Source organism: Nocardiopsis sp. NPDC057823 (genome assembly GCF_042797335.1).
Taxonomy (GTDB): domain Bacteria; phylum Actinomycetota; class Actinomycetes; order Streptosporangiales; family Streptosporangiaceae; genus Nocardiopsis; species Nocardiopsis changdeensis.
Genome location: NZ_JBHVLR010000002.1, coordinates 168,299 through 187,591, shown reverse-complemented (window position 1 = coordinate 187,591; position 19,293 = coordinate 168,299). Strand labels below are relative to the sequence as shown.

The 19,293-nt window shown below is 72.7% G+C and carries 13 protein-coding genes, 1 pseudogene and 3 CRISPR repeat arrays; of the genes and pseudogenes, 4 read left to right on the top strand and 10 right to left on the bottom strand.

The window, feature by feature from the left end:
• Positions 1-4 precede the first annotated feature (4 nt).
• The 4 genes from ACFVNO_RS05165 to mmsB all read left to right on the top strand — a co-directional run bounded on the left by ACFVNO_RS05165 (position 5) and on the right by mmsB (position 5,527).
• Positions 5-1,441, top strand: coding sequence for an L-fucose/L-arabinose isomerase family protein (locus tag ACFVNO_RS05165; protein WP_355255616.1), 1,437 nt, complete (start codon positions 5-7; stop codon positions 1,439-1,441).
• A 134-nt stretch (positions 1,442-1,575) separates the two neighbouring features.
• Positions 1,576-2,667 carry a multiple monosaccharide ABC transporter substrate-binding protein gene (gene chvE, locus ACFVNO_RS05160; RefSeq protein WP_355255619.1) on the top strand — a complete coding sequence of 364 codons (1,092 nt, stop codon included), beginning with the start codon at positions 1,576-1,578 and terminating at the stop codon, positions 2,665-2,667.
• Positions 2,668-2,711: 44 nt separating this feature from the next.
• On the top strand, positions 2,712-4,241 hold the full coding sequence (locus tag ACFVNO_RS05155) for a sugar ABC transporter ATP-binding protein (RefSeq protein ID WP_220565919.1): 1,530 nt from the start codon (positions 2,712-2,714) through the stop codon (positions 4,239-4,241).
• Entirely contained in the window at positions 4,238-5,527 is a 1,290-nt protein-coding gene (gene mmsB / locus ACFVNO_RS05150; protein ID WP_355255622.1) for a multiple monosaccharide ABC transporter permease, read from the top strand. Before ACFVNO_RS05155 ends, mmsB begins: the two co-directional genes overlap by 4 nt.
• A gap of 19 nt (positions 5,528-5,546) precedes the next feature.
• Here the strand turns inward: mmsB and ACFVNO_RS05145 are convergent, their stop codons facing one another.
• From ACFVNO_RS05145 to ACFVNO_RS05100, 10 genes and pseudogenes are all read right to left on the bottom strand, one after another.
• Positions 5,547-6,533, bottom strand: a complete 987-nt coding sequence (locus ACFVNO_RS05145) for a LacI family DNA-binding transcriptional regulator (RefSeq protein WP_220565920.1) — start codon at positions 6,531-6,533, stop codon at positions 5,547-5,549.
• Positions 6,534-6,794: 261 nt separating this feature from the next.
• Positions 6,795-7,616: a CRISPR direct-repeat array (repeat unit 28 nt; unit sequence GGAGCATCCCCGCGTGCGCGGGGAGCAC).
• 72 nt (positions 7,617-7,688) lie between these two features.
• A CRISPR array of direct repeats spans positions 7,689-8,389; the repeat unit is 29 nt; unit sequence GGGAGCATCCCCGCGTGCGCGGGGAGCAC.
• Positions 8,390-8,488: 99 nt separating this feature from the next.
• Positions 8,489-8,839 carry a type I-E CRISPR-associated endoribonuclease Cas2e gene (cas2e, locus tag ACFVNO_RS05140; RefSeq protein WP_378889509.1) on the bottom strand — a complete coding sequence of 117 codons (351 nt, stop codon included), beginning with the start codon at positions 8,837-8,839 and terminating at the stop codon, positions 8,489-8,491.
• A complete protein-coding gene (gene cas1e / locus ACFVNO_RS05135; RefSeq protein ID WP_355255629.1) occupies positions 8,836-9,786 on the bottom strand; it encodes a type I-E CRISPR-associated endonuclease Cas1e in 951 nt (316 codons plus the stop codon). Before cas1e ends, cas2e begins: the two co-directional genes overlap by 4 nt.
• A complete protein-coding gene (gene cas6e, locus ACFVNO_RS05130) occupies positions 9,783-10,517 on the bottom strand; it encodes a type I-E CRISPR-associated protein Cas6/Cse3/CasE (protein WP_355255632.1) in 735 nt (244 codons plus the stop codon). Before cas6e ends, cas1e begins: the two co-directional genes overlap by 4 nt.
• Positions 10,517-11,227 (bottom strand): type I-E CRISPR-associated protein Cas5/CasD, encoded by a 711-nt coding sequence (cas5e, locus tag ACFVNO_RS05125; RefSeq protein ID WP_355255635.1) that lies wholly within the window; start codon positions 11,225-11,227, stop codon positions 10,517-10,519. The genes cas6e and cas5e overlap by 1 nt, the downstream gene beginning before the upstream one ends.
• Positions 11,224-12,411: a type I-E CRISPR-associated protein Cas7/Cse4/CasC gene (cas7e, locus tag ACFVNO_RS05120; protein WP_355255638.1), complete on the bottom strand. Its 1,188-nt coding sequence runs from the start codon at positions 12,409-12,411 to the stop codon at positions 11,224-11,226. The genes cas5e and cas7e overlap by 4 nt, the downstream gene beginning before the upstream one ends.
• Before the next feature lie 141 nt (positions 12,412-12,552).
• A complete protein-coding gene (gene casB, locus ACFVNO_RS05115) occupies positions 12,553-13,200 on the bottom strand; it encodes a type I-E CRISPR-associated protein Cse2/CasB (protein WP_378889503.1) in 648 nt (215 codons plus the stop codon).
• A gap of 22 nt (positions 13,201-13,222) precedes the next feature.
• Positions 13,223-14,935 (bottom strand): type I-E CRISPR-associated protein Cse1/CasA, encoded by a 1,713-nt coding sequence (gene casA / locus ACFVNO_RS05110; protein ID WP_355255644.1) that lies wholly within the window; start codon positions 14,933-14,935, stop codon positions 13,223-13,225.
• Positions 14,925-17,792, bottom strand: coding sequence for a CRISPR-associated helicase Cas3' (gene cas3, locus ACFVNO_RS05105; RefSeq protein ID WP_378889499.1), 2,868 nt, complete (start codon positions 17,790-17,792; stop codon positions 14,925-14,927). Before cas3 ends, casA begins: the two co-directional genes overlap by 11 nt.
• 136 nt (positions 17,793-17,928) lie before the next feature.
• A pseudogene (locus ACFVNO_RS05100) lies at positions 17,929-18,132 on the bottom strand (DUF397 domain-containing protein); the annotation flags it as partial.
• Positions 18,133-18,162: 30 nt separating this feature from the next.
• Positions 18,163-19,288: a CRISPR direct-repeat array (repeat unit 29 nt; unit sequence GGGACCATCCCCGCGTGCGCGGGGAGCAC).
• Between the last annotated feature and the right edge of the window lie 5 nt (positions 19,289-19,293).

The following is a 19,293-nucleotide window of genomic DNA, read 5'->3' as shown; positions in this document are numbered from 1 at the left end:
CCCCGTGACCGTCCCCACCGCTCCGCCCTCCCCGAACCCGGCCGTGCGCGGACGCGCGCCGCGCATCGGGCTGCTCGGCATCATGCAGCCGCTCTACGACGACATGATCCCGGGCATCACCGAGCACCAGGCGCGGTACGCCGCCCGGGTCGCCGACCGGCTCTCCGGCGTGGCCGAGTGGACCGTCGCCCCGCCGGTGCGCGGGCGCGAGGAGGCCGAGCGGGCGGTGCGGGCGTTCGAGGAGGCCGGCCTGGACGGGGTCCTGGTGGTCATGCTGACCTACGGGCCGTCCCTGCGGATCACCCGGGCGCTGACCGGCGCGCGGCTGCCGCTGGCCCTGGCGAACATCCAGCCCGAACCCGCCGTGAGCGCCTCGTGGGACATGGACGACATGACCTACAACCAGGGGATCCACGGCGCCCAGGACACCGCCAACGCGCTGGTCCGCGCACGGGTGCCGTTCGAGGTCGTCACCGGGGACTGGGAGCGCCCGGAGTTCGCCGAACGGGTGGGCCGCTGGGCCCGGGCGGCCCGGGCCGTGCGCGCGCTGCGGGACCTGCGGGTCGGCGTGTTCGGCTACCCCATGAACGGCATGGGGGACGCGCGGGTCGACGAGACCTCGCTGCTGCGGGTGATCGGCCCCGAGGTCCACGTCATCGCCCCGGGCGCCCTGCACCGGACCATGGCCGGCCTGCCCGAGGAGCCCGTCCGCGAGCTGATGTCCTGGGAGGACTCGGTCTTCGACGTGGACCCTCGCCTGTCCAAGGAGGAGCGGGAGGACCACGCCCGCATGCAGCTGGGCATCGAACGGCTGCTGGAGGAGGCCGGCTGCGGGGCCTACTCCACCCACTTCGACGCGATCGGCGAGGACGGCCGCTTCGCCCGGCTGCCCATGGCCGCCGCCTCCACCCTGATGGCCAAGGGGTACGGCTTCGCGGGCGAGGGCGACGTGCTCGCCGCCTCGGTGGTCTACGCGGGCCACCGCCTGGCGGGGGACGGCCACTTCACCGAGATGTACGCGATGGACTTCCCGAGCGACTCCATCCTCATGAGCCACATGGGCGAGGGCAACTGGCGGCTGGCCCGGGAGGACGAGCCCGTACGCCTGATCAAGCGGCCCCTGGGCATCGGCGGGCTGGCCGACCCGCCGACCCTGCTGTTCCGGTACCGGCCCGGCCCGGCCACGCTGGCCTCCCTGGTCGCCCTGGGCGGCGACCGCTTCCGGCTGGTCGTGGCCGAGGGCGAGGTCCTCGACTCCCCCGCGCTCCCCTCCCTGGAGATGCCCTACGGGCGGTTCCGGCCCGACAGCGGGGTGGGCGGGTGCATGGACGCCTGGCTCCGGGCGGGCGGCACCCACCACATGGCCATGAACACCGGCCGCCGGGCCGAGGACTGGCGCGTCCTGTGCGCGCTGGCCGGCATCGAGTACGTGCCGGTCTGACCCGGTGCGCGGCCGGCGCCGGCCGCGCACCCGGCACGGCCCCGGCCCCCGGCCCCTCCCCCGTCCCTCCGACCCGCGTCCGGTCCCCTCCCGGCCCGGACCTCCACGCACACCGACACGAAAGCGGACCCCCCATGTCGCACAGCCCACGTACGGCGGGCACCGCGCTGCTCGCAGCGTCCGCCCTCCTGCTCACCGCCTGCAACGGCGTCGGCGACGCCGCCCGGCCCGAGGGCGAGAACGGCCTCATCGGCATCTCCATGCCCACCCAGTCCTCCGAACGGTGGGTCAACGACGGGCGGAACATGGTCGCCGAGTTCGAGGCCCGCGGTTTCGGCACCGACCTCCAGTACGCCGAGGACGTCGTCCCCGACCAGATCTCCCAGATCGAGAACATGATCACCCGCGGCGCCGACGTCCTCGTCATCGCCGCGATCGACGGCGAGGCCCTGGGCGACGTGCTCGACACCGCCGCCGACAGCGGCATCCCCGTGATCGCCTACGACCGGCTCATCATGGGCAGCGAGAACGTCGACTACTACGCCACCTTCGACAACTTCGAGGTCGGCGTGCTCCAGGCGCAGTACATCGTGGACGCCCTCGGGCTGGAGGAGGGCGAGGAGGGGCCGTTCAACCTGGAGGTGTTCGGCGGGTCCCCCGACGACAACAACGCCTACTTCTTCAACGACGGGTCCATGTCGGTGCTGCGGCCCTACCTGGACGACGGGACGCTGGAGATCCCCAGCGGGCAGACGGAGATGGAGCAGATCGCCACCCAGCGCTGGGACGGCGCCATCGCCCAGGCCCGGATGGACAACCTCCTCAGCGCCCACTACTCCGACGAGGAGCTGCACGCCGTGCTCTCCCCGTTCGACGGCATCAGCCTGGGCGTGATCGAGTCCCTGCGCGCCGTCGGCTACGGCAGCGGCGACCTCCCCCTGCCCGTCGTCACCGGCCAGGACGCCGAGCTGTCGTCGGTGCGGTCCATCATCGCCGGCGAGCAGACCCAGACGGTGTTCAAGGACACCCGGGCCCTGGCGGCCCAGACCGTCGACATGGTGGAGGCGCTGCTCGCGGAGGAGGAGGTGCCGGTCAACGACACCGAGACCTACGACAACGGCGTCAAGACGGTCCCGGCCTTCCTCCTGGAGCCCGTGTCGGTCGACATCGACAACTACCGGGAGGTGCTCGTCGAGAGCGGCTACTACGAGGAGTCGGACCTGTGACCGGCGCCCCCGCCGCGGGCGCCCCGCCGGGCCCGCTGCTGAGCATGCGGGGCATCCGCAAGGAGTTCCCCGGGATGGTGGCCCTGGACGGGGTCTCCCTGGAGGTGCGCGCGGGCCGCGTCCACGCCCTCATGGGCGAGAACGGGGCGGGCAAGTCCACCCTGGTGAAGGTGCTCAGCGGGGTCCACCCCGCCGGGACCTACACCGGGGAGGTCCTCCTGGACGGGAGGCCCTGCGCGTTCACCGGGGTGGCCGACAGCGAGCGGTCGGGCATCGCCATCATCCACCAGGAGCTGGCACTGGTCCCGCAGCTGTCCATCGCCGAGAACGTGCTGCTCGGGCACGAGATCACCCGGTTCGGCGTCCTGGACCGGGACGCCACCCACGCCCGCGCCCGCGAGCTCCTGCTCCGGGTGGGTCTGGACGAGAACCCGGACGTCCCGGTGTCGGCGCTCGGCATCGGCGCCCAGCAGCTCGTCGAGATCGCCAAGGCGCTGGCCAAGCGGGTGCGGCTGCTCATCCTGGACGAGCCCACCTCGGCGCTGAACGAGACCGAGAGCCGGCGGCTCCTGGACCTGCTCCTCGAACTGCGCGCCCAGGGCGTCACCTGCATCCTCATCTCGCACAAGCTCGGCGAGGTGGTGGACGTGAGCGACGAGATCACGATCCTGCGGGACGGGCGCACCATCGAGACGCTCGCCGTGGAGCGCGACGCCGCCGGGACGCCGTCGGTGGACGAGGACCGGATCATCCGCGGCATGGTCGGGCGCTCCCTGGACCGCCGCTACCCCGAACCGCTCGGGGAGGCCGGCCCGGTGCGGTTCCGGGTGCGCGACTGGACGGTCGACCACCCGACCCGGCCGGGGCGGCGCGTGGTCGACGGCGTCGACATGGACCTGCGCGCGGGCGAGATCGTCGGGCTGGCCGGGCTCATGGGGGCCGGGCGCACCGAGTTCGCGATGAGCCTGTTCGGCCGCTCCTACGGCAGGTTCGTGCGGGGCACGCTGTCCAAGGACGGCGAGGTCCTGCCGGTGCACGACGTCGCCGCGGCCGTCCGCGGCGGCCTGGCCTACGTGCCCGAGGACCGCAAGACGCTCGGGCTGCTGCTCGACGAGGACATCCGGCGCAACACCACCCTGGCCGCGCTGCACCGCGTCTCGCGCCACGGGGTCATCGACCAGGCGCGGGAGACCGTCGAGGCCCGGCGGATGGGCGAGGAGCTGCGCGTGCGCGGGAACGTCGCCGCCGGGACGGTGCGCACGCTCAGCGGCGGCAACCAGCAGAAGGTCGTCCTGGCCAAGTGGATGTTCACCCGGCCGGAGCTGCTGATCCTGGACGAGCCCACGCGCGGCATCGACGTCGGCGCCAAGTACGAGATCCACCTGATCATCCGCAGGCTGGCGGCGGAGGGCGCCGCCGTCCTGCTCATCTCCTCGGAGCTGCCCGAGGTCCTGGGCATGTGCGACCGCGTCCACACCATGTGCGAGGGCCGCATCACCGGCGAGGTGCCCGCGGCCGAGGCCGACCAGGAGACCCTCATGAGACTGATGACGAGAACCGGGGACCGGCCATGAAACAGAAGACCGCGGGACGGACCGGCTCCGGGCGGGCCGGGCTCGGCGCCCTGCTGCGCGGCGACACCCGCCGCTACGGCATGGCGGTGGCGCTGGTCGCCATCGTCGTCCTGTTCCAGATCCTGACGGGCGGGCTGCTGCTGACCCCGCTCAACATCACCAACCTGATCCTCCAGAACTCCTACATCCTGATCCTGGCCATCGGCATGATGCTGGTGATCGTCACCGGGCACATCGACCTGTCGGTCGGGTCGGTGGTGGCGTTCACCGGCGCCGTGTCGGCGATCATGCTCACCTCCTGGGGGCTGCCGACCTTCGCGGTGGTGCCCCTGGCGCTGCTGCTCGGCGCGGCCATCGGCGCCTGGCAGGGCTTCTGGATCGCGTACGTGCGCGTCCCCGCGTTCATCGTCACCCTCGCCGGGATGCTCGTGTTCCGCGGCGCCACGCTGGCCGTCCTGGGAGGCGAGTCCATCGCGCACCTGCCCTCCTCCCTGCGGCGGATCGCGGGCGGGTTCCTCCCCGGCCAGACCGACGGCCCGCACCTGCCGACCCTGCTGCTGGGCGCGGCGGGCGCGGCGGTCGTGGTGTGGATCCAGTGGCGGGCCCGGGCGCGGACCCGGGCGCACGGGCTGCCGGTGCAGCCCGCGGCGGTGACCGCGGCGGGCTCGGCGGTGCTCGTCGCGGCGATCCTGGCGTTCACCTGGGCGCTGGCGGCCCACAACGGCCTGCCCCTGGTGGGGCTGCTGCTCGTGGCGCTGATCGCGGGGTACTCGTTCGTGACGCGCTCGACGACGCCGGGCCGGCGGATCTACGCGGTGGGCGGCAACGAGCGGGCGGCGGCCCTGTCGGGCATCCGCACGCAGCGGACCACCTTCTGGGTGTTCGTCAACATGGGGGCGCTGTCCGCGCTGGCCGGGCTGGTGTTCACCGCGCGGCTCAACGCGGCCACCCCGGGCGCGGGCACCATGTTCGAGCTGGACGCCATCGCGGCGGCGTTCATCGGGGGCGCGTCGGCGTCCGGCGGGGTGGGCACCGTGGTGGGGGCCGTCATCGGCGCCCTGGTCATGGGCGTCCTCAACAACGGGATGTCCCTGATCGGGCTCGGCGTGGACTGGCAGCAGCTCATCAAGGGGCTGGTGCTGCTGCTGGCGGTGGCCTTCGACATCTACAACAAGCGTCGGATCGGCGCGGGCGGGGCGGTGTTCGGGCTGCGCGTCCGCCGGGACGGGCCCGGGGAGGGCGGCGCCGCACCCGCCCCGGGCGCCCGGGAGCCGGCCTCGGCCTGACCCGGCGCGGCCGCCCCGCCTACCGGGGCGGGGCGGCCACGCTGGCGCGTTCCACCAGGGTCGGCGTGATCGTCCGGCGGGTGGAGGCGGCGGGCTCCCCGGACATGCACGACAGGAGCACGTCCAGCGTCTCGGTGGCCACCGTGGCGAAGTCGGGGCGCACGGTGGTCAGGGGCGGGATGAAGTAGGCGGCCTCGGGGACGTCGTCGAACCCGACGACGCTCACCTCGCCGGGGACGGCGCGTCCGCGCTCCGACATCGCCCGCAGGATGCCCAGCGCCAGGTGGTCGTTGGCGGCGAAGACCGCGGTGACCTCGGGCATGCGGGCGAGGATCAGCCCGGCCCGGTAGCCCGAGGCAGCGCTCCAGTCCGCGGGGCTCACCGGCGGGACCTCGGCTCCCGCCTCCTCCAGGGTCCGCCGCCAGCCCCGCTCCCGGTCGGCGGCGTCGAACCACTCCGAGGGGCCGGCCACGTGCCAGACGGTCCGGTGCCCGGCGTCCAGCAGGTGGCGGGTGGCCAGCCGCGCGCCGGCCTGCTGGTCCACGGTCACCAGGGTGTCGCCGCGCGCGGGGTCGCCGTCCACCGCGACCAGCGGGATGTCCGGCGGCACCGCGGCCAGGGCCTCGTCGGCGGCGGCGGTGGGCGCTATCACCACGATCCCGGCGGCGCGCTGCTCCAGGTGGTGGTCGACGGCCTCCGCGATGGAGCCCCGGTCCAGCACCCGGACCCGGCGGACGCTGACGACGAAGCCCCGGGCCGCGGCGGCGAGCTCGAAGGCGGCCAGCAGCGAGGAGGGGCCGAACAGGGTCGAGTTCTGGGCGACGACGCCGATGAGCTGTGACCGCCCGGTCGCCAGCGCCCGGGCGGCCCGGTTGGGCCGGTAGCCGAGCTGCTCGATGGCCGCGCGCACCCGCAGCCGGGTCTGCTCGCGGACGTTGGGGTGGCCGTTGAGCACGCGGGAGACCGTCTGGTGCGACACCCCGGCCAGGCGCGCGACGTCGGTCATCGCGGGCTCCCGCGCCGCGCCGGGGGTCGATGGGGTCTGGGCCACCCGCAGCTCCTTCACAGCCGATGCGGTCGCGTGCTCGGTGAACGCCCGCCGGGCACGAGCCGGACGGTGGGCGCTAACATATCCCATCGCCCCCACACGGCAACAGCCTCCCACCCAAGGTAAACGCTTCCAGTTCCCCTTTGTTAGCGCTCCCATCCCGCCGCTTCCCCTGCCCTGAGCTCTTAGTCCCCCGCCGCCCGCTCCCCGCCCCTCCTAGCCCCCATCCCCGCGTGCGCAGGGAGCACCGGTTCCACACCATCCACCCGCTGCTTTTGGGGGGACCATCCCCGCGTGCGCGGGGAGCACGCCATCGTCATCAGTGCGAGCCCGGTCATGACGGGAGCATCCCCGCGTGCGCGGGGAGCACGGCGACCACCAGTCCGGTGGGGGAGGCGGCGAGGGAGCATCCCCGCGTGCGCAGGGAGCACGCGGCCGTGCCCGCACTCGTCCCTGAGCCGATAGGAGCATCCCCGCGTGCGCGGGGAGCACTGGCGTAGGGGTCCACGCGCTCACCCCCCGCCGGGAGCATCCCCGCGTGCGCGGGGAGCACGTGGCCTCGGCGAGGTTGATGAGTTCCCGACGGGGAGCATCCCCGCGTGCGCGGGGAGCACGCTGTTGCTTCAGGTGCTGACGGCCACGGGCCGGGAGCATCCCCGCGTGCGCGGGGAGCACGACGTCCGCCGCCCGGAGCACGTGGCCAACTCGGGAGCATCCCCGCGTGCGCGGGGAGCACCTACGGTCGCGGAGTCACGCAGGAGAGCGATCGGGAGCATCCACGCGTGCGCGGGGAGCACCAATACCAGTACCTCTACATCCGCCGATACCCGGGAGCATCCCCGCGTGCGCGGGGAGCACGACGGGACCTTCATGGGGTCGCTCGCCGCCACGGGAGCATCCCCGCGTGCGCGGGGAGCACGCCGGCGCCCGCCCCGTCCGGCCCGGCCGGTGGGGAGCATCCCCGCGTGCGCGGGGAGCACCACCGGCCGCCCGCACATCCCCGACGCGCCGGGGGAGCATCCCCGCGTGCGCGGGGAGCACACCACTTACCGGTCGCATTCACCAGGATCTCGGGGAGCACACCTGGACCATTCCGTGGGTCCCGGCCTGGCGGGGAGCATCCCCGCGTGCGCGGGGAGCACCACAGGTGCTGCATGATCATCCGGGCGGCGATGGGAGCATCCCCGCGTGCGCGGGGAGCACGGAGTTCCCGTCGCCGCGATCACCTGCCCGACGGGAGCATCCCCGCGTGCGCGGGGAGCACCACGCGATCCTCCGGTACACGCACCTGGTCTGGGGAGCATCCCCGCGTGCGCGGGGAGCACGTCCGAGACGGGAGCTTCGACGCGACGGCGCCGGGAGCATCCCCGCGTGCGCGGGGAGCACCTCGCGGAGGCTGTACGCAGCGCTGCGCGACTGGGAGCATCCCCGCGTGCGCGGGGAGCACCGACCGAAGTCAGGATGCCCCCCAGGGGGTTAGGGAGCATCCCCGCGTGCGCGGGGAGCACCGCGCCCTGTGGATCAGCCAGCAGCGGCGACAGGGAGCATCCCCGCGTGCGCGGGGAGCACCTTGGGCCCGGCCGCCCGCCCGTGGGCGCCCCAGGGAGCATCCCCGCGTGCGCGGGGAGCACACCCAGCCCAGGAATCTCCAGGTCTCCCGGTCGGGAGCATCCCCGCGTGCGCGGGGAGCACCCCACGGTCAAGCTGTGCCGGTTGGTGATCTGGGGAGCATCCCCGCGTGCGCGGGGAGCACCGCTACACGTGGGAACCCCCGAGCACGGTCCGGGGAGCATCCCCGCGTGCGCGGGGAGCACAGTAAATGACCTGCGAAGATCCCACTGGGAACCAGGCGATTTTCAAACTTCTTGAATTTCGGACACTAAGCCCAAAAGAATACAAAAGTCAAATATCGCTCAGCGGCCGAAACGACGTCGCTTGGCGGCCTTGCTCCAGCCCTTCTTCGGCGGGTTGGTGGAAGTGGACGGCGAAGACTCCTTCGGGCGGTTCATGAGGATCAAGCCCTCATGGTCGACCGGCTGCCAGTGGTGCTCGAAGGTCTTGAAGCCGAACCCCTGCTCCGAGTCGTTCGTGTACACGAGCAACGCCCTCCCCTGCCCCGCGTACTGCTGCACCTCCTCCCACAGCAGATCACGGATCCTCCGCGAGGGCCTGCCCACGAACACCCCTGACGAGATCTCCATCAGCCACCGGGTCAGCAGTCCCCGCAACCCCTTCGGACAGTTGGTCAGCACCAGGACCGTCACCACACGACCTCGAACTCGTAGTTGCGCCCCGCCTCCAACAACCGCCCGCGGTCGCCCACGAGGGCCACCTCGTCCCGTTCATCGGCCGCCTCGTCCGCCGCGTCCCCCAGGAGCAGACGCTTCACGTCGTCCACGCAGCGCTCCAGCAGCCCCTCGCGGTTGATCCGGTCCCGCAGCAACCGCCGGGTCACCCCGTCGACGTCCTCGTCGCCCTGCGCAGCCGCGTCGAAGGCCACCGGGATCCCGATCTCCACCTTGTACAGGTCGGCGATGTCCATGACGAACCCGCGCTCGTGCCCCGAGTGCACGAACCCCAGCCCCGGACTGCATCCCAGCGCCGCCGTCACCGAGTGCGCCATCCCGTAGAAGCACTGTGCCGCCGAGGTGATCGCCTTGTTCGGCGTGTCCGACCGGTCGTGGTCCCCCGGCACGTAACGCCGCCCGCGCCAGGTCACCCCCGTCCGCTCGGCCTCCTTCCGATAGGCGGCCTGGACGCGCTTGCCCTCGTACCCGAGAAGCTGCTGACGCGTCCGCCCCTCGACATCCAGGTCCGGGAACCGCATCCGGTACATCCCCCGCGCAACGCTCAACCGCTTCTGCGGGTTCGCCCACGCCGTCGCCTGCACCTCCACCAGCTTGGACGACCGCGTCAGCGCCCTCCCCGCCGCGTAGAACCGCACCCCGTACTCGCCGACCCACACCACGGTCGCGCCGCACTCCCCCAGCAGCTTCATCGCACCGTCGGTCACACTGGTCCCCGGCCCCAGCAGCAACGCCCCGATGGTCGCCGACGGCAGGTGCCGGACCCCCTCGCCGTCCGCCGCGGTGATCGCGTTGTCCTCCCGGTGCACGATGCACTTCTCCAGGTACACGAACGAGATCCGCTCACCGACCCTGGTCAGCTCCCACGGTGTCGACGCCCCGCGGCTCCCCGCCGTGGCGGTCACCGCCCCGCCCCCACCGGCGCCAGCGTCATCAGCCCGCAGCCGTACGCCTTGGCCCTGCCGAGCCCCGCGCACAGCACCCGGCGCAGCGCCTCCGGGTCGGTGACGGTGAGCCGTCCGTCGAAGGTCGCCGTGACGATCGGCACCCTCATCCGCTTCCCCCTGCGATCGGGCCTCGGGTCAGGTTTGTCGAACCCTGCCGCGTTCCGGTCGTGCACGGTCAGTTCGTACTCGTCCTCCCCCGGCAGCAACTGCTGGTCGGAGGGCTTGCGCACGATCACGAACCCGGAGGCGTCCTGCCGCTGGATCAGCCACCCCGCCTGGTGGCGCGGGGTGACGTGCGCGGTGACCTTGGTGGGCTCCCCGTCCTTGCGCCGGATGCTGTGCACCGGGTTGGCGGTGAGCCGGAACGCCCACGTCTGCCCCTTGGACAGCCGGTCGAGGAACCCCGTGTAGTCGTGGCTCTTCCACACCCGTTCCGGGTCGTCGACGCCCCGCCACCCGGCCTGGTCCATGAGGTCGTCCATCAACGGCCGGCTCGGACTCACCACGTACAGCAGCACCTCCGCCCGCGAGTTGCGGTCCAGGCGCCACAACACGCGCGGCCCGCCCGGCTCGGAGGGCAGTATCTCGGGGAAGCAGCCCATCACGGCGGCGTGCAGCACCTGCGGGGACGACAGCAGCCGACGGCTTCCCGTCTTGTTGGTGTTGAAGCGGAAGCGGGTGAGGTACATCAGTCTCCTCCCAGCGCGAGCAGGGGGTCGTGGTCGGGTATCCGCTCGCGGCGCGCGTCCGGGTTGCGCACCCGTACCGAGTCGGTGGTGACCGCACGCATGGCGTAACGCCGGTGCAGGGGGTCGAAGCTGAGCGGAAGGTCGCGGAACAGGTCTCCAGCGGTCCCGCGTCCGGCGTCGATGATGGTGGTGAGGTCCACCACGGCCTCCCGGCTCCTGCTGCGCCGGTACCACGGGGCGGCCTGCCAGGACTGGCCCTCCAGCACGTCCTCCACACGGCCGGGGACCGGCTCTCCCAGGTCGAGGGGCCGGGCCGGCGGGCAGGAGCGCCGCCCGAGATAGGGAAGGAAGACCGGGGCCCGCACGGCGTCGTACAGCGTCCCGACGAGTTCGTCGTCGCCCTCGACCGCCGCGACGAACACCGCGTCCGCCAGGTAGAAGCGTTCCGACACCGGCATGGACACGTCGGTGACCAGGTGCCGGGCGGTCTGGTAGTCGCGCACCCGGACCCCGGGCTGGTCGATGCGGACCCCGAAGCGCAGCGCCGCCAGGTCGGACAGGTCCTCGGTGCGCTCCCGGCCCAGGGCGGAGGCGAGCAGCCCGACCACCCCGCTCTTGGTCGGGGCGTTCTCCGTGGTGCGCCGGGCGAACCTGGACGCCGACCCCCAGGACTGGAGCGGTCCGGCCAGGACGAGGGGCAGGACGCTCATGCGCCGGACACCTGCCGCCGGGCCACCGCCTCGCCGACCTGATCGACCAGTTCGGCCAGGGAGACGGAGGCGCCGACGCCGGACAGCTTGGCCGTGCGCTCCCCCACCCGGACCACCCAGGTGTCCACGTCGTCGGTCGCGTTGTAGGCGCGCTCGACCCCGACGATGTAGTCGGCGAGCCGCGCGCAGGCCTCGGCGAGGTGCCCCCTGCCCGCCTCGACGGGCTCTTCAAAGGCCCCGACGAAGCTGATCGGCCGCGCGCTGCGCAGTTTGACGATCACCGCGTCCGGCAGGGTGTGGTTGCCGAAGGTGTTGATCTTGCCGGTGGGCAGCGACTCCACGAACCCGCGCACGAACGCCTGCACCGCTCGGCGCAGCGGCTCGGTGGCGGGCTCGTCCTCGCGCAGCCCCTCCCCCAGGTTCCTGCGCAGCTGGTCGACGTCGACGGCGGCGTAGCGGTAGAGGGTCGCGGAGTTGAACTCGACGGTGCCGATCATGCCCGCGCCCGGCTCGGAGTCCTCATTGCGGTCGTCGACGGCGGTGTAGTAGTCGGACTCGTTCTCGACCGCGTGCACGCTGATGGCGTGGGCGACCTGGGCGGCGGCGTCCACGTTGATGTCGGCACCGTCGGCGACCATGCGGCCGAACAGGGCGATGTCGACGGAGTGGTGGGTGTCGGCGATGGCCTTGGCACGCGCCTTGGCGTCCTTGTCCTTGAGGAACCCCTTGATGTCCTCGCGGCCCTCGACGGCGAGGGCGGCCAGGCCGTCGCGCTGGCGGGCGCTGAGGAACATGAGGTAGGAGGACTCGGGAGCGGGCTCCTTCTCGCCCTTCTTCTTGGCGGCGTCGGCCTTGCGCTTGGGCACCTCGATCTTGGAACCGGTGGCGACCTGAACGGTCTCGGCGGCGAGGGCGACGGCCTCGTCCCGGGAAAGGTCCGGTGCGAGTTCGGTGATGCGGTCGGCGACCAGTTCGGCGACCCGCTTGGTGCGGGTGCCCAGGTCCTGGGGGTCGAGGAGGGCACCGAACGCCTGGCGGGTGGCGCGCTTCCAGGCCTGGCTGGAGACCCGGGCCCGGCGGACGCCGCCGTAGACGGCGGTCTTGGGGGTGCCGGTGTCGTCGCGGTTGAGATTGCTGGGCGGCACGGTCTGCAACACGTGCACGTCGAGAATGGTGCGGCTCATGGTCGTCGGTTCCTCGTGGTCTCGTCGGTGTGGTGCTGTGTGTCCGCACTGTCGCAGCGGGGGCGGAATCCGGTGGATGTGCGCGCGACAGGAGGAGGGTCCCGGGATCGGCCGGAGGGCGTGTGGGCCAGGCCCGGCCTGTCAGCCGTCCGTCGGGGACGTCATCGTTCCGGTACCGCCCTCCCCCGCGGTCGCGGGGCGGTAGGACTGGAACCCGCGACCCCAGGCGGTGCGGACGCGGGCGGGGCCGCCCCTGACGGCCCGGATCGTGTAGAGCTGGTCGGCCAGCAGGCCGTAGTCGAGGGGGACGTCGGCGGCTCGCAGCAGCTTGACGATGCCCCGGAGGCGGTCCAGGCGGACGCCGTGGTCCACCGCGCTTCCGGCCTGGACGAAGCGCCTGCGCAGGGGTTCGTCGATGGTTCCGGCCGGCATGAGGCGCCGCACCGCACCGCCCAGGTCGCGACCCCGCCGGTGCATGCCCTGGTCCCGTTTGGACTGCTGGTGCAGGGCGTACAGGGTCAGGGCCTCGTGGGCGGCGGCCTCGGCGTGCTCAACATGCGAGTGGTCGACCGGGAACTTCTCGTAGAAGTCGTGGTCGAGGGTGAGCCCGATCAGTTCCGGGACGTCCGCTAGGGGTTTGCCCGCGCCCCGGCGCAGTTTGGCCAGGAGCGCCACCGCTTCGGGTCGGTCCTTCATGTAGCCGCCCTGGATGGGGCGGATGCGCTCGTCGACGAAGGTCCCCAGGTCGTGGAGCGCCGGCATGTACTCGGTGGGGGTCGTGGTGGTCACCGCTGTGTCTCCGTTGTCCGGTTCAGTCGTCGTCGCCGGTACCGTCCGGCGTTTTCGAGGCGGCCGCGTCCTCGGGGGCGGCCATGGTCAGGGCCTTGCGCAGGCCGGAGCGGAAGCGCAGGTCGGCCCGGGAGGCGTTGAGCCACAGGTCCCCCTTCGCGGTGTGGACGACCCGACCCTGCCAGGCGGCCTCTCCCGAGGCCCGGACCAGGTCGCCGCCCAGGTCGGAGACGATCCGGTGGACCTCGGCCTGCCACCGTCGGCGTTGTTCGGCCGGGTAGCCCGGGTCGTCCGATGACCTCAGTGCGCGGAGCCACGCCCGGAAGCGGTCGTCGAGCGCGGCGAACCCCTGGTCGCGGGCTGTGCTCCGGGGCGGGTCGGGCTCCCTGCCCTCGGCTCGGGCGAGGTCGGTGGCCAGGTCGCCCAGAACGGTGACGGCGTTCTCGGCGTCCGCGACCGCGTCGACGGCCATCCGCCCGAGGTCCGCGTTGCGTTCGCCCAGCAGGACGATCGGCAGAGCAACCGCGTCGTCGACGATCTCGTCGATGACGGACTGCTGGGTGCCGTAGACGGCCCCGGCCAGGCGGACCCTGATGAGGGTCGACGGTTCGAAGGGCCCGTGCACCGCGAGCCGGTGGAACCAGTCCAGGATGCGGGGTCGGACGATGGCCGCGGCCTCATGGCGTTGTTCGGCGCCGCGGACCTCCCCGGTGACCAGTGCACCCAGGCCGCGCCAGGCCGCCCGGGAGGGATCGTGGTCCCGGGGAAGGTAGACGGTGGCCTGCTTGAGCTTCTTCTCCTGGGCGGGGCTGCGCCGCCAGGCCGTCATGGGTTCGCGGTCGTGCTTGTTGTGGGGGGTCAGCGGGTTGCCGTAGGCGAGCAGGACCCCGTTGACGGATTCCCCGTCGTGGTGCAGGCGCAGGCGGCGGGTCTGCCAGGTGTAGAGGTCCCGCAGACCGTGCGGTCGGCTGACGGCCGCGGTCCCGGCGAGGGGTGCGGACGTGTCGGGCGGCAGGCGCCAGGCGGGGAGGTCCGGTTCGGTGTCGAAGTCGGGGTCCCAGTGCAGGCCGTCGGTGTCGAAGGCGACGAGGTTGAGCAGCAGTGTTTCCCGGAGGGTGTCGCCCTCGACGTGGACTCCACCGAGGTTCCCCGCCCACCCCACCCCTTGCGGGTAGACCTTGCCGCTCTTGAGCCGGGGATCGCCGACGGCCCCCGACTTGATGCCGGAGGTGTCGTAGGCGTGGGCGTGGACCAGCCAGCGGGCGGCCTCGGCGAAGGTCAGGGTGGCGGCACCGAGGGCGCGCATGGTGAAGAACCGGGCGTTGTTGGGGACGTCCGCGACGATCGGGTCGGGCGAGGAGTACTCGTCCTTGCCCGTGCGCAGGTCCGCTACCTGGAAGAACGGGGTGGCGGGGTGGAACAGGTCGAAGCGCTCGCGGTGGTCGTGCAGGTAGGCGGCGACGGTGTCGGCCGGGATGCCCTCCCGCCAGAGGTCCTCCCACTCGTCCAGGTCCGAGGGTCCGTCGAGGGCGTCGTGCAGGACCGCCAGCAGCAGGCGCAGCAGCGCGAACTCCTGGGTGGGCACGTCGCCGACCAGCCGTCGCAGGTCGGCGGCCTGGGCGAACACCTCGGTGAGGGAGAGCTCGTCCGCGGTGCCGTCGGTTCGCAGGACCGGGAGCCAGGGGCTGGTGGTGAGATCGAAGGTTACGGGTGCGGTGGCTGTGTCATTCGGCACGGGTGGCCTTCAATCCGTCGGTCCGGGTGTAGTGCAGGTGGTGTCCGGCCAGGTCGGCCCGGTCGTCCTCGTCGAGGAAGAGGACGAGTTCCCCGGCGATCCAGTGGGCGTCCTTGGACTGCCAGGCGGGGACCATGTCGGTTTCGAGTTCGTCGATGGCGCGGTCGATGGTCGCGCCGAAGGTGAACTGGTAGGGCAGGCGCAGCGCGGAGGCGAGCAGGGTGCGGGCGGCTTCGGCGGGAGGGGCGGTGTGGGTCGGCAGTTCCACGCCGCCGCGGCCGTCGGGAAGCCACGGGACGGTGGTGACGGTGCCGTCGGCGGCCCGGCGGGCGACCAGGACCTCCAGGCTCTCCGCCGTGTCGCGGACCTGGGCGCGGCCCCTGTGGGAGTCGTCGGCGTCGCCGACCCCCGCGTCGATCCAGCCGATGAGGGGTTTGCCCGGGGTGGCGGGCTTCCTGAGGAGGAACGTGCGGGCCTTCTCGCGCTGGATCAGCCGGGCGACCTCGTGGGCGGTGCGAGCCTCCTCGGCCCTGCCCTTCCAGGCGGGCGGGAGGAGTGCGTCGTCGTCGGCGTAGGCGTCCTGGACCAGGGGGCTGATGTCGGCGGGGAGGCGGACCGTGCGTTCGGCGTCGGCGTGCGCGTCCAGCCGGGAGCGCAGGACCGCGAGGGAGCGCAGGAGGACGTGTTCGCCGTAGATCGTGCGCGAGCCGCGGACGGGTTCGGGGGGTGTGGCGGTCCAGTCGACACCGGTGACCAGGCAGCGGGCGCGGCGCAGGGATGCGGGGCGGTCGGACTGCTGCTCGCCGCGGGGGTGGCGGTGCAGGCGGCCCATGCGCTGGAGGACGAGGTCGACGGGGGCCAGGTCGGTGACCAGGAGGTCGAAGTCGACGTCCAGGGACTGCTCGACGACCTGGGTGGCGACCACGATGTGCCGGGCGGGGCGCTCCGGATCGCGGTCGGGCGGACCGTAGGCGGCGACAAGGGCGGCGTCGTTCGCGGCGCGGTCCAGGTCGAGGAAGCGGGAGTGGGCCACGGTGACGGTGTTCTCGCCGAAGGCGTCGCGGAGGCGGGAGGCGGCCTCGTGGACGCGGGCGACGGTGTTGCGGATGACCAGGGCGCAGCCGCCGTCGGAGAGTTCGGTCTCGAGCCGGCTTGTGAGGGCGTCGAGGTCGTCGTCGAGGGGTTCGATGAGGACGTCGGCGCCGCGGCCGGAGGCGCGGGGCTCGGTGACGTCCGCGCGGACGCCGGGAGCCGCGGTGGTGATGAGGGGGTAGGCGCGGGCCTGTTCCACGTGGTCGTGGCCGTCGCGGTCACCGGTATAGGCGGCGACGAGTTCGCGTCGGCGGCGGGCGGGGAGGGTCGCGCTCAGGATGACGACGGGGACGCCGTACTCGCCGAGCCAGGTCAGGGCGCGGTCGAGGTAGGTGTTCATATGGGTGTCGTAGGCGTGGGCCTCGTCGACGACCACGACCTTCCCGGACAGGGCGAGGTGGCGCAGGGCCAGGTGGCGGCTCTTGAGTCCGAGGAAGAGGAGCTGGTCGACGGTGCCGACGGCGAAGGAGGCGAGCATGCCCTTCTTGCGTCCGCGGAGCCAGCGGTGGGCGATGAGGGCGGTCACGGCCCGGTCGTCACCGCCGTCCCGGTCGAGGTCGAGGGTGATACCGCCGCCCATCAGGGCGAGGTAGTCCTCGTTGAGGTGGGCCTTGGAATGGGCGAGGAAGACGGAGGCGGCTTCGGCGGGCATGCCGGGGACATGGGCGAGCCAGGTGAGGAAGCGGTCGAACATGGCGTTGCTCGTGGCCATGGTGGGGAGGGCGACGAAGCAGCCGCCGGCGCCGGAGCGGGCGGCGAAGACTTCGGCGACGGTGAGGGCGGCCTCGGTCTTGCCCTCGCCCATGGGGGCCTCGATGATCATCAGGCCGGGGGCGGGCATGGCGCGGGCGGCCTCGACGGCCTGTTCCTGGACGGGGCGGGGGGTGGCGCCGGGCGGGAGCTCGAAGCGGGCCGCGAAGAGCTCGGCAGGGGTTCCCTGGGGTTCTCGGGGGCGCCATTGGGCGGGGAGGCCGAGGAGACGCCAGGCCTCGCGAGTGCGGACGGGGTCGTGGGCGCGGGTTCCGGCGTTGGGGTAGAGGGGGAAGAGGTCGGGATTGCTGGCGATCCAGTCGGCGGTGATGACCAGTGCGGAGAGCAGGACCTGCGCGGTCTGGGGGATTTCGGTGTCACGCCAGGCGGTGAGGCGGGGCGCGGCACCGGTGCGGGTGGCGGCGGCGTCGAGGAGTTCGTGCTGGACGTCGAGCCAGGCCTGCTCGTTGCCGGGGGTGCGCAGGAGTTCGGGGCGCCTGTCGGCTTCCCGGATACCGGCGTCGGTGGGCTGGACGCCGTGGTGGCCGCCGACGACGACGGTGAGCTGGTGGGTGGCGCGCTTCGACCAGCCGTGGCGGGCGGTGAGCCAGTCGCGGAGGATCAGCTGGCCGGCCAGGCCGTGGGGGGCGTGGTAGTGGTCGGGGAGTTGCTTGCGCGAGGGGGTGTCCAGGCCGTTGGCGCGCATACGGTCGGCGAGGCCGTCGACCTGGCCGGCGAACGCGGGCGTCGCCTTGCCGATGTCGTGGACGCAGCAGAGCCAGGTGACGAGGAGGCGGGCGTCGGCCTCGCCATCGGGCAGGACGACCGCCATGAGGCGGCGGACCTGCGGGGGAAGCCACTCATCCCAGAGGAGGCCGCCGACGGCGGCGCTGTCGGCCATGTGGCGGTACAGCGGGAGCCAGCCGTCGGTGTCGAAGTCGTGCTTGGCCCACACGGCGCGCGCGGCAGGGGAAAGGGAGGCCACCCAGGGCTCGGGGTGCCCATCAGTCGTCATGGGCACATTGATAGTCCCTGGGGCTACGGCTTTACAGGGGAAACCGTAAATCTGTACTGACCGGACCCGGTCATGGCCTACTGCCCGGTTCACCTGCGGAAGGGTGATAAGTCGTGCTAAAGGCCGGAGGCCGATCCTATTCGGTCGCAAAGCACCTCCGGGCGGTCGTGCCCAGAAACCTGTGTTTTCCGAGTCGGCGTTCGGTACGAACCCCGATAAGGAGAGCGACCCACTCGGCCTGGACGGAAACGGGATCCCCGGCCTCTCGGTGCTGGGCGTCCCGGACAGCGGCGTCTTCGGGCGCGGTGGCCGCCTCGACGCAGCCGCCGGACGTTCCGCCGCGGGACGGCTTCCAAAGACCGGAGAAGGCGGGACCATCCCCGCGTGCGCGGGGAACATGAAGGGAACCAGATGAAGCGCGTGATCACGCCGGGACCATCTCCGCGTGCGCGGGGAGCACCCGGCCGGAGGGTTGAACCGCACCCCGTACCGGGGACCATCCCCGCGTGCGCGGGGAGCACGACCTCGCCGCCGCCCGCGCCGAGGTCGCCGAGGGACCATCCCGCGTGCGCGGGGAGCACGTGTCCGCGGGCGAGTACGCCGAGCACTGGCGGGGACCATCCCCGCGTGCGCGGGGAGCACAGCCGTGCGCGGCGAGGTGTGCGGCCAGCGCGGGGACCATCCCCGCGTGCGCGGGGAGCACGAGCCGACCGAGGAGCGGCTGCTCGCCGCGGAGGGACCATCCCCGCGTGCGCGGGGAGCACGCCGGGCGCCGCATGATCACGTCGGCACCCACGGGACCATCCCCGCGTGCGCGGGGAGCACGGGGCCGCCGCCGTGGCTGAGCTGATCTCGCTGGGACCATCCCCGCGTGCGCGGGGAGCACCAGGCCGACGTCGACCGGATCGTCCAGCAGCGGGGACCATCCCCGCGTGCGCGGGGAGCACCGGGAGCTGGACAACCCGGGGATCAACGACGTGGGACCATCCCCGCGTGCGCGGGGAGCACCCAGGGTAGATCAGATTAGGATGTTTGATTTTGGGACCATCCCCGCGTGCGCGGGGAGCACAGTCACTCACCGGCCACCTGCTTCCACTCGGCGGGACCATCCCCGCGTGCGCGGGGAGCACCCGCGGCAGTGACGTGGACATCAGCTCTCTCCGGGACCATCCCCGCGTGCGCGGGGAGCACTGGATCTCGATGACGGCTGCATAGTCGACATCGGGACCATCCCCGCGTGCGCGGGGAGCACTTGTTCGCGAGCCCCAGCGCCCCCTTGAGGACGGGACCATCCCCGCGTGCGCGGGGAGCACAAGGCCATCCAGGAACTCGCCGCACAGGCGGGGGGACCATCCCCGCGTGCGCGGGGAGCACGTCGCCGGGCAGGGCGAAGGCACCGCGCGCACGGGACCATCCCCGCGTGCGCGGGGAGCACTTGTTCGCGAGCCCCAGCGCCCCCTTGAGGACGGGACCATCCCCGCGTGCGCGGGGAGCACAAGGC